Consider the following 5098-nt stretch of genomic DNA (forward strand, 5'->3'; position numbering starts at 1 on the left):
TCGCCGGCGTGCTGACCGTCTCTTCACGCTGGTCACCGACGCGGTCCACGCCGGCGTGAACCGTCCCGTCGAGACGGACACAGCGGAATCCGCCGACGCCGAGCAATCGGCCGCCGAGGAGCCCGAACAGGAGTCGGCAGACCGCGACGCGGACGAGGCGACGGGCGACCGAAGCGGTGGGGTGTCGGCCAACAGGGGTGACGAGACGACGACCGGTCGGAGCGACGAGGCGACGACCGAGACGGACGACCGGTCGGAGCCGTCTGATCCGCTCGGGTCCTCAGAGCCGCCGGCCGAGGAGACAGCGGCTGATCCGCTCGACGGCGGGGGCGACGGCGGCGAGGCGTTCGATCCGAGCGACCCGATAGACGATCCTCACTCCGCACAGAGCGATCCGTTCGGGACGGAGGCCGGGCCGGCCGAGGAGGAGGCGTGGCGCGAGGAGATAGAGCAGAAACTCGAGGAGGAAGACGAGGCGGGCGAGTCACGCCGATAACCCGCACAGTTTTTACCCCGGGCCGCTGTAGAGGCTAGTAACCGAGCATCGGTCGCCACTCCGACGGCGGCCGAGGGACCCGCGGACGGTCACTTCGACCCGTGTGCCGGCGGCGTCGGTCGGGACGACCCGCCCATCCGGCATCCGGTTCGAGACGAGCGTATCATCGGATAGCCCGGACTGTTGTCGTGTGTCCTTCGGCCCCGCACGGGGCGGCCACTCGGAGTGATACATATGGAAATCGAAATTGCGACAATCGGCGGCTACGAGGAAGTCGGCCGCCAGATGACTGCGGTACGCGCCGGTGACGACGTCGTCGTCTTCGACATGGGGCTGAACCTCTCGAAGGTTCTCATCCACGACAACGTCGAGACCGAGCGGATGCACAGCCTCGACCTGATCGATATGGGCGCGATTCCGGACGACCGCGTGATGTCCGAACTCGAAGGCGACGTGAAGGCCATCGTGCCGACTCACGGCCACCTCGACCACATCGGAGCCATCTCGAAACTCGCCCACCGCTACGACGCGCCCATCGTGGCGACGCCGTTCACCATCGAACTCGTCAAACAGCAGATCAAAGGCGAGGAGAAGTTCGGCGTCCAGAACGACCTGATCAAGATGGACGCGGGCGAGACGATGTCCATCGGCGAGCGCAACGAACTGGAGTTCGTCAACGTCACCCACTCCATTATCGACGCTATCAACCCCGTTCTCCACACCCCGGAGGGGGCAATCGTCTACGGGCTGGACAAGCGTATGGACCACTCGCCGGTCATCGGCGACCCCATCGATATGAAGCGGTTCCGAGAGATTGGTCGCGAGGACAACGGCGTCCTCTGTTACATCGAGGACTGTACCAACGCGGGCAAGAAGGGTCGCACGCCCTCCGAGTCCGTCGCGCGCCGTCACCTCCGTGACGTGATGGACAGCGTCAAAGACTACGACGGCGGCATCGTCGCGACGACGTTCTCCAGCCACATCGCGCGTGTCAAGAGCCTCGTCGAGTTCGCCGACGACATCGGCCGCCAGCCGGTGTTGCTGGGCCGCTCGATGGAGAAGTACTCGGGCACCGCCGAGCGACTCGACTTCGTCGACTTCCCCGACGACCTCGGGATGTACGGCCACCGAAAGTCCGTCGACCGCACGTTCAAGCGGATTATGAACGAGGGCAAGGAGAACTTCCTGCCCATCGTGACGGGCCACCAAGGCGAACCGCGGGCGATGCTCACCCGTATGGGCCGCGGCGAGACGCCGTACGAACTAGACGACGGCGACAAGGTCATCTTCTCGGCCCGGGTCATCCCGGAGCCGATGAACGAGGGCCAGCGCTACCAAAGCGAGAAGCTGCTGGGGATGCAGGGTGCGCGCATCTACGACGACATCCACGTTTCGGGCCACCTCCGATCGGAGGGCCACTACGAGATGCTGGACGCGCTCCAGCCGGAGAACGTCATCCCGGCTCACCAGGACCTCAAAGGGTTCTCCCCGTACGTGGACCTGGCCGAGGGGATGGGGTACACGGTCGGTCGTGACCTGCACCTGACCCGGAACGGCAACCTGATCACGCTGGTCGAGTGAGACAGATGAGCGAGGGGACAGACGCGGACGCCGACGCCGTGACGCAGGCCATCGCCCAGCGGCAGGCGCTGGTCAACGAGGCGATCCCACAGCAGTTGCCGATAGTCCGTCCGGAACGGCTGTACGAGGCCTCGCGATATCTGCTGGACGCCGGCGGCAAGCGCCTCCGGCCGACGATACTGTTGCTCGCCGGCGAGGCGATCACGGACGTACCGCCGCTGAGCGAGGACTACCGGGCGTTTCCGACGCCCGACGGCGAGATGGACCTGATGGCCGCTGCGGTCAGCATCGAGATCATCCAGTCGTTCACGCTGATCCACGACGACATCATGGACGACGACGATATGCGACGCGGCGTCCCGTCGGTCCACCGGGAGTTCGACCTCTCGACGGCGATTCTCGCCGGCGACACCCTCTACGCGAAAGCCTTCGAGAATATGCTGGAGACGGGCGCGCAACCGGACCGCGCCGTCCGTGCGCTCTCTGAGCTCTCGACGACCTGTACGAAGATCTGTGAGGGACAGAGCTTCGACATCGACTTCGAGACCCGCACGGAGGTCACGACCGACGAGTATCTTGAGATGATCGAGTTGAAGACGGCGGTGCTGTACGCCGCCGCGGCGTCGATGCCGGCCATCCTGATGGGCGAGGACGAGTACGTCGACGCCCTCTACCAGTACGGCCTCAACGTCGGTCGCGCCTTCCAGATTCAGGACGACCTGCTGGATCTGACGACCCCGAGCGAGAAACTCGGCAAACAGCGCGGCTCGGACCTCGTCGAGGACAAACAGACGATCATCACGCTGCACGCCCGCCAGCAGGGCGTCGACGTGGACAGCCTCGTGCCCGAGACGGACGTCGACGCCGTCGACGAGGCGACCATCGACGCGGCCGTCCAGACACTGGAGGACGCCGGCAGCATCGACTTCGCTCGCGAGTTGGCCCACGACCTGATCGCGGAGGGCAAAGACCACCTCCGGGTCCTCCCCGACAGCGAGGCCCGCGATCGCCTCGACGACATCGCGGATTTCCTCGTCGAACGCGAGTACTGAGCAGCCCTGTCTCTCGCGGCTTCTCTCACGATGTCGTAGCCGCCGGTACGCGCTGTCCGGCGGTCGGACAGGGGCCTACGGTATTATTCCAGAACAGTTATTTCCTGATAGAACGTGGGCGGTCGTGTGAACCGGCGAACGATACTCAGAAGTGGTGCGGTGGTCGCGGGCGCGTTGGTCGCGGGCTGTAGTAGCGATGCGGACCCAGACGACGGCGAGGATTCGGAGCCGTCGGAGACGGCCTCGCTATCGGAGCGTACGACCACGCGGGCGGGCGAACAGACCACCGAGCAGACGCCGACAGTCCCGGCCGGCGGGTCGGTCCGGGCGAACGCCGTCGACGCTTCACCGTCGTCTCGATGTCGGGGTCGGACGCGACGGGGAGTACGTCGCCGACGTGACGATAGAGAACACCGGCGAGAAGACGGTGAATCCGGCCGACTACGGCTATGGAATGAGAGTCTACGACGAGACCGGCGCGACGGTGGCGGAGCCACGGAGTTCCTCCAGAGGGTGGAGCGTCGTCTCCGAACCGCTCGAACCGGGCGAACGGACGACGGTGACGCTCAGTACCGAGGTTCGCGGCGACTCCTCGGCCGTCTACGGCTACGAGGTGTCGGTGCTGTGTACGATGCGGTCGGAGGCGTACTGCTGACCGAACCCGGGAGTGTTTTGCCGGGGCCAGTCCAACCGCGGGGTATGGACGACGAGATTCGCGAGCGCGCCGAGGCCGAGGCCGAGGCCAACGCTCTCTTCAACGCGCTCAAACACGACAGCGACGCACAGGTCGGCGCGATTATGGGGCCGCTGATGGGCGAAAATCCGGATTTCCGCGAGTACGGCGACCAACTCGCCGGCGTCGTCGCGCCCGTCGTCGAACGCGTCAACGGGATGAGCACCGAGGAGAAACGCGACCGACTCGGCGAACTCGCCCCGGAGCGACTCGAGGAACTCGACAGCGAGGACGAGAGCGAGGAGTACGACCTCCCTGGCCTGCCGAACGCCGACGACTACGACGAGGTGCGGATGCGCGCCGCTCCGAACCCCAACGGCCCGTGGCACATCGGCCACGCTCGGATGCCCTCCGTGATCGGTCGGTACAAAGAGCGCTACGACGGTTCCTTTCTCGTTCGGTTCGACGACACCGACCCCGAGACCAAGCGCCCGGACCTAGACGCCTACGACGCAATTTTGGACGACATCGACTACCTCGGCTTCGAACCGGACGAGGTCATCCGGGCCAGCGACCGTCTGGAGACCTACTACGACCACGCTCGCGAGTTGATCGAGATGGGCGGGGCCTACACCTGTACGTGCCCACAGGAGGCGTTCTCGGAGTTGAAAAACAGCGGCGAGGCCTGCGAACACCGCGAGAAAGACCACGAACAGACCCTCGCAGAGTTCGAGGCGATGGTCGACGGGGAGTACAGCGCGGGCGAGATAGTCCTGCGCGTCCGGACGGACATCGAACACAAGAACCCGGCGCTGCGGGACTGGGTGGCCTTCCGGATGATCGACACGCCCCATCCACGAGAAGAGGCGGCGGACTATCGCTGCTGGCCGATGCTTGACTTCCAGAGCGGTATCGACGACCACCTGACGGGCGTGACGCACATCATCCGCGGCATCGACCTGCAGGACTCGGCCAAGCGGCAGGGGTTCGTCTACGACTACTTCGGCTGGGAGTACCCCGAAGTGATCCACTGGGGTCACGTCCAGGTCGACGCCTACGACGTCTCGATGTCGACGTCCTCGATCAAGGAACTGATCGAGGCGGGCGAACTCGACGGCTGGGAGGACCCGCGGGCGCGACGATCAAGAGCCTGCGGCGCCGGGGCATCCGCGGCGAGGCCATCGTCGACGCGATGGCGGGACTCGGTGCCTCGAGTAGCAACGTCGACCTCGCGATGTCGACGGTGTACGCCACCAACCGCGAGTTGATCGACGACGACACCGACCGGGCCTTTTT

General features: G+C 65.5%; 3 protein-coding genes and 2 pseudogenes. All 5 read left to right on the forward strand.

Going from position 1 to position 5098, the window contains the following annotated elements; genetic code table 11:
• A pseudogene (locus GJ629_RS16425) lies at nucleotides 1-496 on the forward strand (hypothetical protein); the annotation flags it as partial.
• 234 nt (nucleotides 497-730) lie between these two features.
• A complete protein-coding gene (locus GJ629_RS14225) occupies nucleotides 731-2077 on the forward strand; it encodes a ribonuclease J (protein ID WP_157513623.1) in 1347 nt (448 codons plus the stop codon).
• A gap of 5 nt (nucleotides 2078-2082) precedes the next feature.
• On the forward strand, nucleotides 2083-3129 hold the full coding sequence (gene idsA3 / locus GJ629_RS14230; protein WP_157513624.1) for a geranylfarnesyl diphosphate synthase: 1047 nt from the start codon (nucleotides 2083-2085) through the stop codon (nucleotides 3127-3129).
• A gap of 397 nt (nucleotides 3130-3526) precedes the next feature.
• On the forward strand, nucleotides 3527-3784 hold the full coding sequence (locus tag GJ629_RS14235; protein ID WP_157513625.1) for a hypothetical protein: 258 nt from the start codon (nucleotides 3527-3529) through the stop codon (nucleotides 3782-3784).
• Between the two features lie 44 nt (nucleotides 3785-3828).
• A pseudogene (locus tag GJ629_RS14240) lies at nucleotides 3829-5098 on the forward strand (glutamate--tRNA ligase); the annotation flags it as partial.

It is taken from the genome of Halapricum sp. CBA1109, from assembly GCF_009741825.1.
GTDB lineage: Archaea > Halobacteriota > Halobacteria > Halobacteriales > Haloarculaceae > Halapricum.

Excerpts from the sequence above, each read along its gene's own strand:
- GJ629_RS14225 (WP_157513623.1), top strand. The coding sequence starts at position 731 with ATGGAAATCGAAATTGCGACAATCGGCGGCTACGAGGAAGTCGGCCGC.
- idsA3 (WP_157513624.1), top strand. The coding sequence starts at position 2,083 with ATGAGCGAGGGGACAGACGCGGACGCCGACGCCGTGACGCAGGCCATC.